Genomic DNA, 18,842 nt, shown 5'->3' with positions numbered 1-18,842 from the left:
CTCCAATGCCCAGTGTTGCCGCCGCGATCCGCGAGGTGCTGCTCGAATCCGACCCCCGCGCCAAAATCATGGCTACCCGCAAGGTGGCACGCGACTGGCGGCTGGGCCGCCTCGCCTATGCCTTCGATGTGGAAATGCCCGAGGAACCGGGTCGGCCGGCCGCGCCTGAACTGCTGCCGCCGAACCGCATGCCCAAGCGCGGCAAGGGCGGTTCGGAGCGCGGGCGGCTCGCGCTCTGGCATGCCATCGCCCACATCGAATTCGTTGCCATCGACCTTGCGCTCGACATGGCGGGGCGATTCGGCGGGCAGATGAATGAGGGCTTCGTCAGCGATTTCCTCTCGGTCGCCGCCGATGAAGCACTGCACTTCGCGCTGATCGACCGGCATATGCGGGCACTGGGCGGCCACTACGGCGCCCTGCCCGCACACAGCGGACTCTGGGACGCCGCGCACGAAACGCGCCACGACGTTACCGCCCGCCTCGCGGTGGTACCGATGGTGCTGGAAGCGCGCGGGCTGGACGTGACGCCGGCCATGCTGGAACGGGTGCGAAGTTCGGGTGACGAGCGCGGCGCGCGCATTCTCGAAAGAATCCTTGACGATGAAATCCGCCACGTTCGTTTCGGCTCAACCCATTTCGCCGCATGCGCCGAAGCGATGAACGGTGAACCGAGCGAGCTTTGGAAAACCCTGGTTTCCCGCCATTTTCGCGGTGCCGTTAAGCCACCGTTCAACGACTCGGCGCGCCTCGCTGCCGGTTTATCGCGGGATTTCTACCTTGGGGTTGTCTGTTAGGAACTGATCGGCATAACTCCACCTCGCGAGACGGCGGGGGGTTCCGACCATCTCACATAACTAGGGTTAACGGTGCGCCGTTTGGCGTGCCGGTCGCTAAAGACAAGCGTCGAATCTCTCGGGATTCCGGCGGATAACAAGGTATTGCGAGTGGTCGTAACGAAACTCATTGCCAAGTTCCGCACGGTGTCGGCTACGGTCGCAGTCGCGGGTCTTTCACTGGCAGCCCACCCCGCCATGGCCAACAGCGCTGCAGCCGCCGCCGACATTTCGGCCCCGCTGCGCACCGCCCAGGCCGCCAACCAGTCGGCCAGCGGCGGCGAGGACGAACAGTTCCGCACCCTGTTCAGCTCCTGGCAGAATTTCGAGGAAACCGGCCTTGCCGCGGCCAAGGCGAAGCCCGCCATCCCCGGCACCGCCCGTCTTTCCGGCGTCAACATCCCCTCGCGCACCCCGCTTGAAGGTCTGAAGCTCACCAGCAGCTTCGGCATGCGCGAACACCCGATTTTCGGCGGCCGCCGCGCCCACAAGGGCATCGATCTGGCCGCACCCGTCGGCACCCCGATCTACGCAACCGCTGACGGCGTCGTCGGCAAGGCTTCGTGGTTCGGCGGTTACGGCCTGTTCGTCGAACTCGAACATGGCGGCGACCTTGAAACCCGTTACGGCCACATGTCGCGCCTGAACGTTGCCGAAGGCCAGATGGTCCACAAGGGCGACGTGATCGGCTACGTCGGCACCACCGGCAATTCGACCGGCCCGCACCTCCACTACGAAGTCCGCGTCGACGGCGAAGCGGTCAACCCGATCCCCTATATGCAGGGCGATCGCATGGCCTCCGCCAACTAAGAACGGCGCCAACTAAAACGGCTTCGACCGATAGAGTTTCAAACCGGTCAGGAACCGCAAAAAGACGGTCCGGCCTTCACGGTTTGGAGAGGAGGGAAGAGGCGGCTTCAGGGCCGCCTTTTCTTATGGGCGATCCGGATTATCCGATCGCTGAGGATACCCTGCCGCCCCTTTCTTCGTCGCCCCCGCGAAGGCGGGGGTCCCGCTTTTCTGCGGGCGGAGAAGGACAAGCGGGGTCCCCGCCTTCGCGGGGACGACGGGCTTTATTTAACGGCAACCGAGCAAACACCGGCTTCAAACCGGGCAGATCCACGCCTAGGCTGGCTGCGTGACGTCACTCTATCACCCACCCATCAAGCGTTCGGTCGAGATCGCCGGGCACAAGACCTCCATCAGCCTTGAGCCGATATTCTGGGACATGCTGCGCGCCGCCGCCACCGAAGCGGGCGTGCCGGTCAACGCGCTGGTCGCCCGAATCGATGCCGAGCGGCTGGAGGCGGAAGTCCCGCCCGGCCTTGCCGGCGCCGTCCGCGTGTGGCTGGTAACGAATCGGGCGTAGGCGGCTTTCCGCCCAAGCATCTCGATCGAGTTTCTTTTTCCCATCTTGCCAGCCCCGGCTCGAACGCTAGGCTTCGCCCCTTCACACGGCGCTTCAGCCCCGGTTCAGCGCGAGAGGTCCCAACAGTCCCCATGTCCTTCGCGCGTTTTGCCGCAGTAATCCTGAGTGTGGTTGCGCTGCTCGGCTGGTCGGCCACGCCCGCCGCAGCCCAGTCGATCCTGCGCGATGCGGAGACCGAGGCCCTGCTGAAGGACATGGCCCGCCCGCTGATCGTCGCCGCCGGGCTGGATCCCTCGCATGTCGATATCGTTCTGGTGAACGATCCCTCGGTCAATGCCTTCGTTGCCGGCGGGCAGGCGGTCTACGTCAATTCGGGCCTGATCAATGAGGCCGATTCCGCCGCGCAAGTGCAGGGCGTGATCGCGCACGAACTGGGCCACGTCACCGGCGGCCACGCAGTGCTGAATCAGGGCGCGCAGAGCGCCACCAACATCTCGCTGCTCTCGCTGCTGCTCGGCGCGGCGGCGGCGGCGGCAGGCGGCGCCGAGGCAGCGATGGGTGTGATCATGGCCGGCCAGCAGGCCGCCATGGGCAAGTTCCTGGCCTATACCCGCACACAGGAAGCCTCCGCCGATGCCGCCGGCGCGCAGTATCTCTCGGCCGCCGGCATCAGCGGGCGCGGATCGCTGGAATTCTTCCAGAAGCTGCAGAATCTGGAGTTCCGCTACGGCTATCGCCCGCAGGACGGCGACCAGTTCTATTCCACCCACCCGCTGACCGGCGATCGCATCCAGACCTTGCAGGATACTTATGAGAAGGATCCCGCCTGGCTGAAGCCTGACGATCCCAAGATTCAGGCCCGCTATGTGCGGATGAAGGCCAAGCTGTTCGGCTATCTGGCCGAACCACGCGACGTCTTCCGCATCTATCCGCAGACCGACAATTCAGTGCCGGCGCATTATGCCCGCGCCTATGCCTGGCATCGCCAGTCGGAAATGGACCGCGCCACGGCAGAGGCCGACGCACTGTTGATGACCGATCCCGACGATCCCTATTTCCTGGAGCTGAAGGGGCAAATCCTGCTCGAATCGGGCCAGCCCACCGAAGCGCTGGTGCCCTTGCGCAAGGCAACCGAACTCACCGGATATCAGCCGCTGATCGCCACGCTGTTCGGCCACGCGCTGATCGCGACCGAAGACCCGCAGCATTTCAAGGAAGCCGAGACGGTGCTGAAGAACGCCGCCGCGCGCGACCGTGAGAATCCGTTCACCTGGTATCAGCTGGGCACGATCTACGCCGCCAATGGCGACATGCCGCGCGCGCGCCTTGCCAGCGCGGAACAGCAATCGCTGTCCGGCCAGATGGATGCCGCGCTGATGAACGCGCAGGCGGCCGAGGCCGGACTGAAGCAGGGCACGCCGGACTGGCTGCGCGCGCAGGACATCGAGATGGAAGCGCGCGCCACACTGGAACGCAACAAGAAGCGCCGTTAAAGGCGGGACCTCCAGATTACGGGAATGACGACAATAATGGCACTTGGAACGAAGATCGCGGCGACCGTGGCAGGCATCGCTCTTGTAGGGGCAGGCGTCTGGTTCGGCGGGCCGGTGATCGCCGGCCGCGTGATTCACGACTATCTCGTCACCAATCCCGAAGTGCTGACCGAGGCGATGGACGCCCTGCAGCGCAAGCAGGCCAAGGCGCAACTGGCCGGCGTGAAGCAGAGTGTGGAAACGCCCTTCCCCGGCGCCGTGCTCGGCAATCCCAACGGCGCGGTCACGCTGGTGGAATTCACCGACTATGCCTGCGGTTACTGCCGCCGCAGCCTGCCCGACGTGGCGCAGCTTCTGGCCAAGAACCCGAACTTGCGCATCGTCGTGCGCGAACTGCCGATCATCAGCCCGCACAGCCCGGACGCGGCGCGCATGGCCCTCGCCGCGGCCGAACAGGGCAAGTACGCGAAGTTCCACGATGCCATGTTCTCCGCCGGGCAGGTCGATCCGCAGGCGATCGAGGCTGCCGCCAAGCAGGCCGGTCTGGACATGGACCGCGCCCACAAGGTGGCTGCAAGCCCGGTGGTGGCACAGGAACTGTCCCGCAATCTGGATGTCGCCGGCCGGCTTGGCTTCAGCGGCACGCCCAGCTGGGTTGTCGGCGACCGCCTGATCTCCGGCGCGGTGGGCTTCGATCAGCTGTCGCAGGCAATTTCCGAAGCAAACGGGGCCTGACGGGCTGCGGCGGATGGGGCAAAGGATCCATATCCTTGTCACCCATCGGAAAATCGCGCGGAGCCACCTGCGTAGCGCCCCGGATTTGCCGCCCCGTGCGATTTTCGTCTAGATAGCCGTCATGCGCGTTCTGCCGATCCAACCGATCCCCTTCTTCGCCGACAAGGACAAGGCCTTCTGGCGCCTGCAGTTCGCGGGCTGGGGCGGTGCGATGCTGCTGCGCACGATGTCGGCGCTGGCCAACGACCAGCCGCTGTCGAATCTGGTGCTGGTGCTGATCGCCACGATCACCGGCTTCTCGATCTCGCTGGTGCTGTCGGTCGTCTATCGCCTGCTGATTACCAAGCGGCCGATCGTCACCTGGGGCATGACCGCGCTGATCCTGCCGATTGCGGTGGCATTGCACGCGTTCATCGATGCCTGGGTGATCTCGCTCTACCGCGCGGACAGCGACACCAGCTTCACGCAGCTGTTCATCGGCGTGTTCTATTACGACGCCACGCTGCTGGGCGCATGGTCGGCACTCTATTACGCGATCAATTTCTACCTGCAGGTGGAAGAGCAGAACGATCAGCTGATCCAGCTGGAAAACCAGGCGACCCAGGCGCAGCTGGCCATGCTGCGCTATCAGCTGAACCCGCATTTCCTGTTCAACACGCTGAACTCGATCTCCACGCTGGTGCTGCTGAAGCAGACCGAGCCGGCAAACGCCATGCTCAGCCGCCTGTCCTCGTTCCTGCGCTACACCCTGATCAACAAGCCTTCCGCGCGCGTCACGGTGGCGACCGAGGTGGATACGCTGAAGCTCTATCTCGACATCGAACTGATGCGATTCGAGGAACGGCTGCGCACCACCTTCGCCATCGATCCGGCCACCGAAACCTGCCTGCTGCCCTCGCTGCTGCTGCAGCCGCTGGTCGAAAACGCCATCAAATATGCCGTCGCGCCGCAGGAGTCGGGCGCCGAAATCACCGTTGCCACGCAACTCGTCGGGCCGATGCTTCGCATCACCGTCTCGGACACCGGACCGGGCTTGCAAACTCCGACTACCGACAACAGGTTGTCGGGCATGACCTATGATGGAGGGGAGCCGGTATCCACCGGCGTCGGCCTTTCGAACATCCGCGACCGCCTCAGCCAGGCCTACGGCGAGCATCACCGCTTCGAAACGGTGGAGCCTGTCGAAGGTGGCTTTGCCGTGCTGATCGAGCTTCCCGCGGAGCGCCAACCCTCCCCCGAGGACATGGAAGAACCCCAGCGGCAGCCCGTTCTCGTCGGGCGATGAAACAATTTTGGCCGCCGCGCGTTGCGAGGCCGGAGACAAGTGACACATGACCATTCGCACCATCCTCGTCGATGACGAGAAACTCGCGATCCAGGGCCTTCAGATTCGCCTGGAGAAGTACCCGGACGTCGAAATCATCGACACCTGTTCGAACGGGCGCGAGGCGATCCGCAAGATCAAGACCGAGAAGCCCGATCTCGTGTTCCTCGACATCCAGATGCCCGGGTTCGACGGCTTCTCGGTGGTGAAGGGCGTGATGGAAATCGAACCGCCGCTGTTCGTCTTCGTTACCGCCTATCAGGAACACGCCGTCCGCGCGTTCGAGGCCAATGCCGTCAACTACCTGATGAAGCCGGTGGATGAGGCGAAGCTGGACGACACGCTCGCCCGCGTGCGCCAGCGCATTGCCGAAAAGCGCTCTTCCGATGAAGCGGAAAAGCTCAAGACCGTGCTGGCCGAAGTCGCGCCCGACGCGGTGGATTCCATGCCGGAAGAGAGCGATCCCAATGCGGACCGCTACGAAAAGCTCATCAACATCAAGGATCGCGGCCAGATCTTCCGGATCGACGTCGATTCGATCGAGCATATCGAGGCCGCCGGCGACTACATGTGCATCCGCACTGCCGACAATTCGCTGATCCTGCGCGAAACTATGAAGGACCTGGAACGCCGGCTGGACCCGCGCGTGTTCCAGCGCGTGCACCGCTCCACCATCGTCAACCTGAATCAGGTCCGTCAGGTGAAGCCGCATACCAACGGCGAATGCTTCCTGGTGCTCGATTCGGGCGCGCAAGTGAAAGTCAGCCGCTCCTACCGCGACGTGATCGCGCGCTTCGTGCACTGAGTTTTCGCGCGGAAACGATTCCTTACAAACCGTCGCCCCAGCGCAAGCTGGGGCCGCCACCTTTCTGCAACGCTGGCCAAGAAAGCGGGATTCCCGCCTTCGCGGGGATGACGGCTGAGGGTGTCGACGCCCCTTCGATTCAGGCGCGTCGTTCAATCCTTCGAGCCGGCCGAGAACCGCGCGGCACGTTCCGCCAGACGCGCCACGGCCGCTCTGTGAATCGCGCGTGACGTGCAGAGCACACCGAAAGCGCGGGGATCGTGCTTGTTGTAGTTGAGCGGCGCACCGAAGGCGTCGGTCACTTCCGCCCCGGCCTCGCGCGCGATCAGCCCGGCCGCGGCGATATCCCATTCGTAGCCCCAGCGCAGGGTGGCGACGATGTCCGCCTCGTCGGCGCCGACCATCGCCATGCGGAGCGCAATCGAATTGGGCTGGTCTACCAGCACCAAGTCCGAATCTTCGGCCGCCAGCTTCTTCGCGGGGACTCGCGCGCCGGGCAGCGTCTCGCGGTGGCTGGCGCCGAGGCGCTTGCCGTTGCGCCAGGCACCCTTGCCCGCTTCGGCGTGCCAGAATTCGCCGCCAGCATCGCGCGCACGCGCGGGGGCATAGAGGTAGCCCAGCAAGGGCCGCCGCGTATTCACCAGCGCGACCGAGATCGCCCAGCCCGGCCGCCCGGCGATAAAATCGCGCGTCCCGTCGATCGGATCGACCAGCCACACCAGTTCATGCGCGGTACGATGGTGCGAATCGGCGGTTTCCTCGGACAGCCAGCCGGCCGAGGGCAGCAGCGCGCTGAGTTCGCGGCGCAAAAATTCGTCCACCGCAAGGTCCAGCGTGCAGACCGGACTGCCCGGCACTTTCTCCCAATGATCAAGCACATGGCCATCACCCGGCCACCCGGCAAGGGCGATACGTCCTGCCTCGCGGACGATAGCTTCGAGTCTGTCGCGGTCGATCATGTGCAAGCCCGGGGCTTCGATGCGGATGGTTCGTGGCGGCACCGTGCGCGAATGCACAGGCCGCGTGCGCGTCCTTGCGCGAGGGAACGGGACTTTTCAAGCGCGCAGGGATGTGCTTATGCGGCCCGGATCAAGTTCGGGGCCCCCCGTGCTTTTGGACGAGCCTTTCCACGGACACTCCAGCAGAAAGCGATTTCAGCGATGAACATTCACGAATACCAGGCAAAGGAACTGCTTGCGAAGTTCGGCGTCGGCATCCCCGCCGGCATTGCCGCCCTCACCGTCGAGGAAGCGGTTGCCGCCGCGAAGCAGCTCCCCGGGCCGCTCTACGTCGTGAAGGCCCAGATCCACGCCGGTGGGCGCGGCAAGGGCAAGTTCAAGGAACTGCCGGCCGACGCCAAGGGCGGCGTGCGCCTCGCCAAGTCGGTTGAGGAAGTCGAAGCTTTCGCCAAGGAAATGCTCGGCAACACGCTCGTCACCGTGCAGACCGGTGAAGCCGGCAAGCAGGTGAACCGCCTCTACGTGACCGACGGCGTCGACATCGCCGAGGAATACTACCTGTCGATGGTCGTCGACCGCGCCACCAGCCGCGTCGCCATGATCGTGTCGACCGAAGGCGGCATGGACATCGAGGATGTTGCCCACAACACCCCCGAGAAGATCACCACCGTCACCATCGACACCGCCGCCGGCTTCCAGGCCCACCACGGCCGCGCCGTTGCCTACGCTCTGAAGCTGACCGGCGACCTCAACAAGCAGGCGCAGAAGATCGCCAAGCAGCTGTACGAAGCCTTCGTGGCGCTTGACTGCGACATGCTCGAAATCAACCCGCTCGTCGAAACCAAGGATGGCAACCTGCTCGTCCTCGACACCAAGATGAGCTTCGATTCGAACGCCCTGTACCGTCACCCCGACGTGCAGGCCCTGCGCGACGAGACCGAAGAAGATCCGGCGGAAGTCGAAGCTTCGAAGTACGACCTGGCCTACATCAAGCTCGATGGCGACATTGGCTGCATGGTCAACGGCGCCGGCCTCGCCATGGCGACGATGGACATCATCAAGCTCAACGGTTCGTTCCCGGCCAACTTCCTTGACGTTGGCGGCGGCGCCACCAAGGAAAAGGTGACCGCGGCGTTCAAGATCATTCTGCGCGATCCGAACGTGAAGGGCATCCTGGTCAACATCTTCGGCGGCATCATGAAGTGCGACGTCATCGCCGACGGTATCGTTGCCGCGGCGAAGGAAGTGAACCTCTCGGTTCCGCTCGTCGTTCGCCTCGAAGGCACCAACGTCCAGCAGGGCAAGGACATCCTGGCCAATTCCGGCCTGCCGATCGTCCCCGCCAACGACCTGGGCGATGCCGCCAAGAAGATCGTGGCCGAGGTCAAGAACGTCGCCGCCTGATAGGGGGCCGTCTCTTGGATCGCACACGATCCCGTAACGGATAATGCAGCGGCGGGGGTCTTCCGGACCCCCGCCGTTTGCATATCAAGTTCGCATGAAGCCGGCCTTTCCGGCGTCATAGTAATTCTGGGCCGCCCATTTCTGCCGGGGCGATGCGCATTCCGGCGGATTTGCGATATGGCACTGGCGGTGAACCCACCACGGGCTCATCTCGCCGCCAGCGGGGCTTGACGTATACGTCAATTGCCTATTAGGCGGGCCTTGAGTGGATTTAATCGAGCGGCTAAATACGCCGCGCCTGAAACTGAGAGGACCCGATCAGATGAAGATCCTCGTGCCCGTAAAGCGGGTGATCGACTATAACGTAAAGCCGCGCGTGAAGGCGGATGGCACGGGTGTTGACCTGGCCAACGTCAAGATGAGCATGAACCCGTTCGACGAGATCGCGGTCGAAGAAGCCATCCGCATCAAGGAAGCGGGCAAGGCTGAAGAGATCGTCGCCGTCTCGGTCGGCCCGGCCAAGGCGCAGGATACGCTGCGCACCGCACTCGCCATGGGTGCCGATCGCGCGATCCTGATCGAAACCGATGCCGAGGTTGAGCCGCTGGCCGTCGCCAAGATCCTCAAGGCGATCGTCGCCGAAGAGAATCCCGGCCTCGTGATCCTCGGCAAGCAGGCGATCGACGACGATTCGAACCAGACCGGCCAGATGCTCGCCGCGCTGCTCGGCCGCCCGCAGGGCACTTTCGCCAGCAAGGTCGAGATCGACGGCGATCACGTTGCCGTGACCCGCGAAGTCGATGGCGGTCTGGAGACCGTGAAGCTGGCTCTGCCCGCGATCGTCACCACCGACCTGCGCCTCAACGAGCCGCGCTACGCTTCGCTGCCGAACATCATGAAGGCGAAGAAGAAGCAGCTCGATGTGAAGACTGCCGCCGATTACGGCGTCGACATCGCCCCGCGCCTCAAGACCCTGAAGGTCTCGGAGCCGCCGGTTCGCGTCGCAGGCGTCAAGGTTGCCGACGTCGATGCGCTGGTTGCAAAGCTCAAGGAACTGGGAGTCGCCTGATGAAGACGCTCGTTTGGGTCGAACACGACAACGCGTTGGTCAAGGACGCAACGCTCCACACCGTCACCGCCGCCGCCAAGCTGGGTGAAGTTCACCTGCTGGTCGCCGGCTCGGGCTGCCGCGCCGCTGCCGAAGCCGCCGCGAAGATCGCCGGCGTCGCCAAGGTCCACGTGGCCGACAACGCCGCCTACGAACACGCCCTGGCCGAGAACGTCGCGCCGCTGATCGTGGAGCTGATGGGCCACCACGACGCGTTCCTGGCGCCCGCCACCACCACCGGCAAGAACGTCGCCCCGCGTGTTGCCGCGCTGCTCGACGTGATGCAGCTGTCGGACATCCTCTCGGTTGAGGGCGAGAAGACCTTCACCCGTCCGATCTACGCCGGCAACGCCATCGCGACCGTGGAATCGAGCGATGCCAAGCTGGTGATCACCGTGCGCGGCACGGCCTTCGAAAAGGCCGCTGCCGAGGGTGGTTCGGCTGCCATCGAAGACGTCGCCGGTGCGGGTGATGCGGGTCTCTCCAGCTTCGTGGGTGCCGAACTCGCGAAGTCGGAACGTCCGGAACTGACCAGCGCCAAGGTCATCGTCTCGGGCGGCCGTGCACTGAAGGATTCGGAAACCTTCGAGCAGGTCATCATGCCGCTCGCCGACAAGCTCGGCGCCGCCGTCGGCGCCTCGCGCGCGGCGGTCGACGCGGGCTATGTGCCCAACGACTACCAGGTCGGCCAGACCGGCAAGATCGTGGCTCCCGAAGTCTACATCGCAGTGGGCATCTCGGGCGCGATCCAGCACCTTGCGGGCATGAAGGACTCCAAGACCATCATCGCCATCAACAAGGACGAAGATGCCCCGATCTTCCAGGTCGCCGACGTCGGGCTGGTGGCGGACCTGTTCAGCGCCGTTCCCGAACTCACCGGCAAGCTCTGATCGTCCGTGAAAATTTGATAAGCGCAGCCCCGGCCGGAAACGGCCGGGGTTTTCGTTTGTCTTCGCGGCGTTATAGGGAGAACCCGGAAAAGAGGCGCTTCGACCACGGCTGTGTCGGGGCGTCCGGGGCGCGCCGGGGGCGCGAAAAGGCGGGGAACTTCGTGAGGAATATCGCTTTCACTGCGATCGCATTGTCATGCCTGGGGGCCCAGGTGGCGACGGCCGCCGAACTCAAGCTGGAACTGCACCCGGTCACGCCGTGGACCGTCGATTGGGCGGACAACAGCTGTTCGCTGGCGCGCGGCTTCGGGAGCAGCGAATCGCCTTTCATCATGCGGTTCGAGAAGTTCTCGCCGGGCGATTCCTATCAGCTCGTGCTCATCGGCAAGGAACTGCGCGGCAGCGTCCACGATACCGGCCTGGAGCTCGCCTATGGCGACCGCCAACCGGAATCGATCGACGACCACGCCCGACACGGCGAATATGGCAAAGGCATCCCCGCACTGTTCGTCACCTCCAGCCTCGGCGTTCGAGAGCCGGGTAGCGACGAGCCGCCGAAAGTCACCGCGGAAACCGAGCGGAAGATCGGCAAGATCACGGTATTCTGGGGCGTCCGCAAGCTCACCCTGGACACCGGCCCTCTCGACCAGCCTTTCGCCGCGCTGCGCAAGTGTACCGATGACATGGTGCAAAAGTGGGGACTGGATCCGGCAGAGCAGGCCTCGCTCTCTCGCAAGGTCAAGCCGTCGACCGCGACCGTCAGCTATCTGCAGAACCGGTATCCGCAGGATCTGGCGTTCATGGGCAAGCAGGGCCTGATCAATATGCGCGTGCTGGTGGATGCCGAGGGCCGGCCGAAAGACTGCGCCATCCAGCGCTCTTACAGCAACCCCAAGTTCGAGCAGATCGCCTGCAAGGTCTTCATCGAACATTCCGCCTTCACACCCGCGCTGGATGCGCAGGGTCGTCCGGTGGCATCATACTTCGTCACGACCATTCACTGGGTGCTCTAGAGCGGGATCGGCCCTGCCCGCCATCACGTGCATGGGCCGGGGACCCTGTCCGCCGCCACGGTCGGCTATTGGCTCGGGCGGGATCGGACGGGCATTCAGCCCCCGCTGGCCGGAAGCCGCTCGAACAGGTTGATGGCGCTGACCCGGCCATCCTCGGGCTCATGCCGGCCGTAGCGCACGAAGCCCAGCGCATTGGCCACACGTTCGGACGCTGCATTGCCTTCATCGATCATGCAGGCAACGCGGCGCGGGCCGTGGGTCTCGTCGAACCAGGCGAGCGCGGCGCGCATGACTTCCTGCGCCAGCCCCTGCCCCCAGCAATCCTTGCGGACGATCCAGCCCGCCTCGGGCGTATCGTCCATGCCCTTGCCGAAGCCGCGCCAGCTGTGGAACACGCCGCAATTGCCCAGCAGGTCGGGTTCCCCCGGCCGGCGGACATAGAGCGTGCCGTAGCCGTATAGCGACCAGCTGCCGGCATTGCGGCCCAGACGGTTGAATTGCTCCATCGGATCTGCCGAGGCCGGCCCCAGATAGCGGCGCGTATCCTCATCCGCGATCAGCCGGCACAGGCCGTCCAGATCGTCCGCAGCGGGCTTCCACAGTTCGAAGCGCTCGGTCCGGAGGAAAGGGCCGTCGGTCACAGCAACTGGTCCACGCCATGGATGCAGAGGCCGAACAGGCCGCCCACCAGCGTGCCGTTGATGCGGATGAACTGGAGATCGCGCCCCACCGCGCCTTCGATGCGGTCCGTCACGGTCCGCGCATCCCAGCGTTTCACAGTTTCCGAAACCAGCCGCACAATCTCACCCCCATAACGCGACGCCACGCCGACAAGCGTGCGGCGGGCGAAGCGATTGACCATGTACTGCAAGCGGCGATCTTCGCCAAGTGACTGGCCCAGCTGGGAAAGACTCTCACCCAAGGCGCCGGAAAGCGCCTTGTCGGGATTGCGCACGGCCTTGAGCAAGCCGGAGCGGGTGCGTTCCCACATCCCGTCGATCCAGGCGCTCATCGCCGGGTTGGCGAGAAGGTCGGCCTTGATTCGCTCTACCCGCAGCTGAGTCTCCGGACTGTGGCGCAAGTCGTGCGCCAGCTTGGTCAGCGCCTCATCCACTTTGCCGCGCAAGGGATGATCCGGCTGGACGATCACTTCGGCCAGCAGGCGATAGGCGCCATCGAGCACGCCGTTGGCCAGCCGCTCGTCCAGCCCGGTCCAGCGCATGATCGAATTGGCGCGCTGGTGGATCATCTCGCGGATCATCGGCTCGTTGGCTTCGATCGCCTCACCGACCTTGCGCAACACACTTTCCAGCAGTGGCCGGTGCCGTCCTTCGGCAATCGCGTTTTCCAGTATCTGGCCCAGCAGCGGCGCAGCGTCGATCTTCTCGATCTGGCGGCGCAGGCCCGCCTTGACCATGCCGCCCATCTCTTCGGGATCGAGCGATTCAAGAATGTCGCCCACCAGTTGGGCGGCACCAGCGCGAATGCGCGACTGCTCCTCGCGCCGGGGATCGGCCAGAAAGCCACCCAGGCTCGCGGCGATGTTGAAGCCGTTGAGCCGCCGCGCGACGACCTGCGGCGTCAGGAAATTGTCGCGCAGGAAGGTCGCCATCGAATCGGCGATGCGATCCTTGTTCTCGGGGATGATCGCAGTGTGCGGGATCGGCAGGCCCAGCGGGTGGCGGAACAGCGCGGTGACCGCGAACCAGTCCGCCAGTCCGCCGACCATCGCCGCTTCCGTGAAGGAAATGGCATAGCCCAGCGGCAGGCTCCATTCAGGATGGATTGCCAGCAGATGCTTCAACACGACAAAGGCTGCCGCCATAAACAGCAGCAGCCCCGTCGCGAACATGCGCATCTGCCGCGCCCTGTCCGCCTTTGGCCCAACGGACCCGAGCAGATCTTGCCTTACCACCAAGACGTTACGCACGGGTGGCGGCAAGGTTCCTTCCGCATCTCATTCCGCCGCGATCGGTTGCGGCAGGGCTTCCGGCCCGTGCGCGTGGCCCGAATCGTGCGCGTGGTGCGGCTCGTAAGTGAGCAGCTTGCGGCGCAACCACGGCCCGATGCGCTTTTCGAAGCCATCGGCAAGGCTGAAGGCAGCCGGCACGATCACCAGCGTCAGCATCGTCGAAAGCAGCAGGCCACCGATCACGGTAATGCCCATCGGCGCGCGCCAGGCGGCGTCACCCGAAAGCGAGATCGCCGTGGGCACCATGCCCGCGGTCATCGCGACCGTGGTCATGACGATCGGCTGCGCACGCTTGTGCCCGGCGTCCATGATCGCGGAAAGCTTGTCGACGCCCTTCTCCATCTCCTCGATCGCGAAATCGATCAGCAGGATCGAGTTCTTGGCGACGATGCCCAGCAGCATCAGGATGCCGATGTAGACCGGCATTGAAACCGGCTGGCCGACCACCACCAGCGCCAGCAGGCCACCCAGCGGCGCCAGCAGCAGCGAGGCCATGTTGACCAGCGGCGAGACGAAGCGGCGATAGAGCAGCACCAGCACCGCGAAGACCAGGAAGATGCCGCTGATGACCGCGACGATGAAGCTGGTCACCATTTCCGCCTGCCACTTGTCCTCACCCACCGCCTCGTTCGAGACGCCCGTGGGCAGGTTCTTCATGATCGGCAGCTTCTGGATCTGCTCCATGATCGGGCCCTTGACCTGCCCTTCGCCCAAGTCGGCACCGACGAAGATGCGACGCGACTGGTTGTAGCGCTGGATCTGCGTGGGGCCGGCGCCGAAGCGGATTTCGGCAACGCGCTTCAGCGGTACCGAGCCGCCGCTGGCGGTGGTGACGGGGAGGTTCTCGATCGTCGAGAAATCGCGGCGCGAAGTGCGGGCAAGGATCACGCGGATCGGCACCTGACGGTCCGACAGCGAGAACTTGGCCGCGTTCTGGTCGATCTCACCCAGCGTGGCGATACGGATCGTCTGGCTGAGCGCCTGCGTGGTGACGCCAAGCTGCGCGGCCAGATCGACGCGCGGCACGATCACCAGTTCGGGGCGCTGCAGGTCGGCCGCGATACGCGGAGCGACCACGCCCGGAACCGTGCGCATCTGGTCCGCCAGCGTCTGCGCGGTCTTCTTCAGCAGCACGGAATCGCTGCCTGACAGCATGACCGAGATGTCACGGCCGCTGCCGGTGCCGCCCGATTGGGTGGCGAAGGTTACGCGCGCATCGGGAATGTCCTGAAGCTGCGGAGCCAGTCGGCGTTCGAACTCGATGCTGGTCGCCTTGCGTTCCTTCGCCGGCTTGAGCGCGAGGTAGAGCGAACCCTTGCCCTCACGGGAAGCCACCAGCACGCGTTCCACCTCGGGCTGCGCCTCGATCAGCGCCGCCACCTTGGCCGCCACCTGCTCGGTCTGCTCGATCGTGGTGCCGGGCACCATCTCGATATTGACCTGGCTGGTGTCGTTGTTGGTGTTCGGCTGGAACTGCGAGGGCAGGCCTGCCAGCAGTGCGAAGGTCACCACCAGTGCGTAGATGCCCGCGCAGAACGCGAAGAAGCGGTGATCGTGCATCCGCGCGATGATGCGGTCGGTGAAGTAGCGATACCAAGCGCCAAAGCTGCCAACGGTTTGGGCGAACAGGCGCAGGAGCCAGCCGAGCACGAAGATGCCGGCGGGAACACCCAGCGGTGCGACCACCGCGGCCAGAACGAGCGCGGCCTTGTCCAGCCCGACTTTCTCGAAGCCCATCTTGGCGGCCATGAAGATCGCAATGGCCAAACCGATTCCGGCAGCGAAAAGCGCCAGCAGGGCAATCGCGGCGAAGGGATAGAACCACCAGCGGCCTTGCGCCTTGACCAGCGCCGCCTTGCGGCGATGCGCTTCCGTGCTGTCCAGCGTCCAGGCAAGGACCTTCATGTACAGGTCCATGGCCTTGCCGCCGCCATGTTCCGCATGGCCGTGGGCTTTGAGGAAGTAGGCCGCGACCATCGGCGTGATCAGGCGCGCGACCGCAAGGCTCATCAGCACCGCCGCCACGACAGTGAGGCCGAACGCCTTGAAGAACTGCCCCGGAATGCCCGGCATCATGCCCACCGGCAAGAACACCGCGACGATCGAGAAAGTGGTGGCGACGACCGCAAGGCCGATTTCGTCCGCCGCGTCGATAGACGCCTGATAGGCCGATTTCCCCATGCGCATATGGCGCACGATATTCTCGATCTCGACGATGGCGTCATCGACGAGCACGCCGGCCACGAGGCTGAGCGCCAGCAGCGAAAGGAAGTTCAGCGTGAAGCCCAGCAGGTCCATGAACCAGAAGGTCGGGATCGCCGAAAGCGGGATCGCGATCGCCGAGATCAGCGTCGCGCGCCAGTCGCGCAGGAACAGGTAGACGATGACGATGGCCAGCACCGCGCCTTCGACCAGCGCCTCCATCGAACTGGTGTACTGCCCCTTGGTGTAGTCCACGTCCGAGAACAGGCGGGTGATGTGGACGTTGGGGTTTTCCTTGCGGATTTTGTCCAGCGACTTCATCGCCGCATCGTAGACGGCGACGTCCGAGGCGCCGAGCGCGCGCTGGAAGCCGAAGGTCACCACTTCGCGGCCATGAAGCTTGGCGATGCGCGTGCGTTCGGAATAGCCGTCATAGACTTGCGCGATGTCGGACAGCTTGACCTGACGGCCACCGCCCAGATTGATGCGCGTCTGCGAAAGGTCGTAGGCGGTCTCGGCATTGCCCAGCACGCGGACCGACTGGCGCGACCCGGCGATTTCCGCCTGACCACCCGCCGCGTCGGTATTGACCTGACGCAACACGTTGTTGACGGCGCTGGCGCTGACGCCCAGCGCGATCATGCGCTCGGGATCGACGACCACGCGGATTTCGCGATCGACACCGCCGTTACGCTCGACCGAGGCCATGCCGTCGATCGCCAGCAACTGCTTGGAAATCGTATCGTCGACGAACCAGCTGAGCTGCTCGATCGTCATGTCATCGGCGCTCACCGCGAAGTAGCCGAGCGAATCGCCGCCCGCTTCCACCTTGATTACCTGCGGTTCCAGAATGCCGTCGGGCAGATCGCTGCGGATCTGGTCGACCGCGTTCTTCACCTGGTTGGTGGCGACATCGGGATTGGTACCGATGGAGAACATCACGAAGGTGGAGGAATTGCCTTCCGATGCGGTCGACTGGATTTCCTCGACGCCGGGCACCGAACGGGCCGCGGCCTCTACCTTCTGGGTGATCTGCGTTTCGATTTCCGTTGGCGCCGCACCCGGTTGCGAGACCGAGATGTGGACGCCGGGAAATTCGATATCCGGCATGTTGTTCACGTCCATGCGCATGAACGAAACCACGCCGGCGACCATCACGCCGATGAAGAAGACGATCGGAATGATCGGATTGCGGATCGACCAGGCCGAGATGTTGCGAAGGCTCATCGCTGGGGTGTCCGTATCAATCGGGCTTCGCAACGGTGACGACGCGGGGTTTCACCGTGTCGCCATCGTTGAGGAAACCGCCGGCGCGCAGGACGATCTTTTCGTCGCCCTGCAGGCCCGACTTCACGACGATGCCGCGCGCGGTGACGAGACCGGTCTGGACGGTGCGGCGGTGAACCTTGTTCTTGCTGTCGACGACATAGACGAAGGGGCCCTTGTCGTCGTTCTGGATCGCCGATTCCGGAAGGACCGGCGCATCGACGGTGCCGCTGCCGATCGTCGTGCTGGCAAAGCCGCCCGGACGCAGTGCCGGGTTGTAGGCCAGCAGGATGCGCGCCACGCCCTGGCGGTTGGTGGCATCGATCATCGGCGAAATCTGCCAGACATGGCCGATGAAGGTCTGGTTCGACCCGACCGGCACGACCTTGGCTTCCGCCCCGACGCTGACGCGCGCCAGATCGTCCTCGCTCAGCTGGGCCAGCAATTCCATCTCACCGTCCTTGGCGAGGCGGAACAGCACGGAACTGCCGCCGCCGACGACCTGCCCCATTTCGACATTGCGCTGGAGCACGAGGCCGGACGCCGGAGCAAGAATGTTGAGCCGCGCCGCTTGCGCCTGAAGCTGACCAAGCTGCGCACGCGCCACTTTGACTTGCGCCATGGCGGCATCGCGGGTGGCCGTCAGGCGATCGATGTCGGCCGCGGAGATGAAGCCGCGATCGACCAGCTTGAGCGCGCGGTCCAGATTGGCCTGTGCCAAACGTGCATCCGCTTGCGAGACCGAAATCTGCGCGGACTGGCTGGCCTGCTGCTGGTTCTGCACCGAACGGTCTACCACCGCCAGGACCTGGCCTTGCGAGACCCAATCGCCCGGTTCGACCATGACGGCGCGCACCTGTCCGCCCTCACCCACCGAGCCGACGGGCATGTCGCGGCGCGCGGCCAGCGAACCGGTGGCGGAAATCTCGCCCTGCACCGAAGTGCGGCCCGGCACCACGACGGTGACCGCCGGGGTCTGGACATCGGCATCCTTGGCCTTGTCGTCCGCGTTGCCGCTATGGACGAAGAACCAGATCGCCACCACAACCAGGGCGGCGGCGATGATTATCCAGAGCCATTTGCGCGACTTGCGATCCTGATCGACGTCACCCTCCAGCGGGCTGCCGGACATGGCCACGTGATTGTTCTCCCTGGCGTCAATTCTGCTGTCGTAGTTCATCTTCACCGCAAATCCTGCGATTGCCCCCTAGTCATGACCCTGCCAGCCCCCATGGCCGCACCGGTTCATGCCGCCGCCTACAGCACGCGCACAAAGACACGCGCCGCCTTCACGGCGGTAAAAAACACCCGAAACGACATATACCTGCGGCAGATCGGTGGCAATCTACTGTCGGCCTGCAGCAATCCTTGATCGACCAGCGTCGAGCGCGATGTTGCTGGGCCTTTGCGTCGATGAATTTATTGAAACCCCGGAATAAAACGCAAAACGGCGGCGAACCGGGGGT

16 protein-coding genes are annotated in these 18,842 nt (G+C 64.5%); 11 read left to right on the top strand and 5 right to left on the bottom strand.

The annotated features are described in order from the left end of the window. Positions 1-5 precede the first annotated feature (5 nt). From ACZ1JV_RS09245 to ACZ1JV_RS09215, 7 genes are all read left to right on the top strand, one after another. The gene (locus ACZ1JV_RS09245; RefSeq protein WP_465151332.1) at positions 6-797 is read left to right on the top strand and encodes a ferritin-like domain-containing protein; all 792 of its coding nucleotides are present in this window, start codon (positions 6-8) and stop codon (positions 795-797) included. A 150-nt stretch (positions 798-947) separates the two neighbouring features. After that, positions 948-1,646, top strand: a complete 699-nt coding sequence (locus ACZ1JV_RS09240; protein ID WP_465136695.1) for a M23 family metallopeptidase — start codon at positions 948-950, stop codon at positions 1,644-1,646. A gap of 328 nt (positions 1,647-1,974) precedes the next feature. Continuing rightward, a complete protein-coding gene (locus ACZ1JV_RS09235; protein WP_465151331.1) occupies positions 1,975-2,205 on the top strand; it encodes a ribbon-helix-helix domain-containing protein in 231 nt (76 codons plus the stop codon). Positions 2,206-2,336: 131 nt separating this feature from the next. Further along, complete coding sequence (locus ACZ1JV_RS09230) at positions 2,337-3,698, top strand: M48 family metalloprotease (RefSeq protein WP_465151330.1); 1,362 nt, start codon at positions 2,337-2,339, stop codon at positions 3,696-3,698. Between the two features lie 36 nt (positions 3,699-3,734). Then, positions 3,735-4,433 carry a DsbA family protein gene (locus tag ACZ1JV_RS09225; protein ID WP_465151329.1) on the top strand — a complete coding sequence of 233 codons (699 nt, stop codon included), beginning with the start codon at positions 3,735-3,737 and terminating at the stop codon, positions 4,431-4,433. Between the two features lie 121 nt (positions 4,434-4,554). Next, entirely contained in the window at positions 4,555-5,718 is a 1,164-nt protein-coding gene (locus ACZ1JV_RS09220) for a sensor histidine kinase (protein ID WP_465151328.1), read from the top strand. Positions 5,719-5,764: 46 nt separating this feature from the next. Beyond that, positions 5,765-6,562 carry a LytR/AlgR family response regulator transcription factor gene (locus ACZ1JV_RS09215; RefSeq protein ID WP_465136700.1) on the top strand — a complete coding sequence of 266 codons (798 nt, stop codon included), beginning with the start codon at positions 5,765-5,767 and terminating at the stop codon, positions 6,560-6,562. A gap of 152 nt (positions 6,563-6,714) precedes the next feature. Here ACZ1JV_RS09215 and ACZ1JV_RS09210 read toward each other — a convergent pair whose 3' ends face one another. After that, the gene (locus tag ACZ1JV_RS09210) at positions 6,715-7,521 is read right to left on the bottom strand and encodes a 3'(2'),5'-bisphosphate nucleotidase CysQ (RefSeq protein ID WP_465151327.1); all 807 of its coding nucleotides are present in this window, start codon (positions 7,519-7,521) and stop codon (positions 6,715-6,717) included. Positions 7,522-7,722: 201 nt separating this feature from the next. Between ACZ1JV_RS09210 and sucC the strand changes: the two genes are divergently transcribed. The 4 genes from sucC (at position 7,723) to ACZ1JV_RS09190 (ending at position 11,936) form a co-directional block, all read left to right on the top strand. Further along, complete coding sequence (gene sucC / locus ACZ1JV_RS09205) at positions 7,723-8,925, top strand: ADP-forming succinate--CoA ligase subunit beta (protein WP_465151326.1); 1,203 nt, start codon at positions 7,723-7,725, stop codon at positions 8,923-8,925. A gap of 322 nt (positions 8,926-9,247) precedes the next feature. Further along, entirely contained in the window at positions 9,248-9,994 is a 747-nt protein-coding gene (locus tag ACZ1JV_RS09200) for an electron transfer flavoprotein subunit beta/FixA family protein (protein ID WP_465136703.1), read from the top strand. After that, complete coding sequence (locus ACZ1JV_RS09195) at positions 9,994-10,923, top strand: electron transfer flavoprotein subunit alpha/FixB family protein (protein WP_465136704.1); 930 nt, start codon at positions 9,994-9,996, stop codon at positions 10,921-10,923. Before ACZ1JV_RS09200 ends, ACZ1JV_RS09195 begins: the two co-directional genes overlap by 1 nt. Positions 10,924-11,135: 212 nt before the next feature. Then, on the top strand, positions 11,136-11,936 hold the full coding sequence (locus ACZ1JV_RS09190; protein WP_465151325.1) for an energy transducer TonB: 801 nt from the start codon (positions 11,136-11,138) through the stop codon (positions 11,934-11,936). Positions 11,937-12,031: 95 nt separating this feature from the next. Here ACZ1JV_RS09190 and ACZ1JV_RS09185 read toward each other — a convergent pair whose 3' ends face one another. The 4 genes from ACZ1JV_RS09185 to ACZ1JV_RS09170 form a co-directional block, all read right to left on the bottom strand. Further along, complete coding sequence (locus ACZ1JV_RS09185; RefSeq protein ID WP_465151324.1) at positions 12,032-12,577, bottom strand: GNAT family N-acetyltransferase; 546 nt, start codon at positions 12,575-12,577, stop codon at positions 12,032-12,034. Next, complete coding sequence (locus tag ACZ1JV_RS09180) at positions 12,574-13,794, bottom strand: DUF445 domain-containing protein (protein ID WP_465151323.1); 1,221 nt, start codon at positions 13,792-13,794, stop codon at positions 12,574-12,576. The genes ACZ1JV_RS09185 and ACZ1JV_RS09180 overlap by 4 nt, the downstream gene beginning before the upstream one ends. A gap of 99 nt (positions 13,795-13,893) precedes the next feature. Further along, entirely contained in the window at positions 13,894-17,337 is a 3,444-nt protein-coding gene (locus ACZ1JV_RS09175; RefSeq protein ID WP_465151322.1) for an efflux RND transporter permease subunit, read from the bottom strand. Between the two features lie 16 nt (positions 17,338-17,353). Next, on the bottom strand, positions 17,354-18,556 hold the full coding sequence (locus tag ACZ1JV_RS09170; protein ID WP_465136709.1) for an efflux RND transporter periplasmic adaptor subunit: 1,203 nt from the start codon (positions 18,554-18,556) through the stop codon (positions 17,354-17,356). Positions 18,557-18,842 lie beyond the last annotated feature (286 nt).

This window comes from Novosphingobium sp. BL-S-19, from assembly GCF_055521675.1.
The sequence above is the reverse complement of the archived record's forward strand: the minus strand, read 5'-3'. Positions and strand labels throughout refer to the sequence as shown.